Source organism: Dermacoccus sp. UBA1591 (genome assembly GCF_002322065.1).
GTDB lineage: Bacteria > Actinomycetota > Actinomycetes > Actinomycetales > Dermatophilaceae > Dermacoccus > Dermacoccus nishinomiyaensis.
Genome location: NZ_DCNR01000034.1, coordinates 22457 through 22746 on the forward strand (window position 1 = coordinate 22457; position 290 = coordinate 22746).

Here is a 290-nt window from a genome sequence, read left to right on the forward strand (position 1 = left end):
CGGTCGTTCGCGGCGGAACGCTCCTTGGGCGGGGTCCCCTGTTCGAGGACGTTCGAATCGGGCAGCGTGTACGTGACGTCGCCGCCCATTGCGAGCTGCTCGACACGGGGTGGAAGCTGTTCGGTGGGCTGAGCCTCCACCTGACGTTGAGGGACGGCTGCGGCCGGCGCAGCCTGCTCGACGCGCGTGGCACCGGCATCCTGACGGGCCGCCGCGGCCTTCGGCGACTCCCCCGGCCGCTGTGCCGACGCCGGGCGCGACGCCTGCGCCGCACGTGCGGAGGCCTGGTC

1 pseudogene is annotated in these 290 nt (G+C 73.8%); it reads right to left on the reverse strand.

Going from position 1 to position 290, the window contains the following annotated elements:
* A pseudogene (locus tag B2284_RS03790) lies at positions 1-290 on the reverse strand (cell division protein FtsK); the annotation flags it as partial.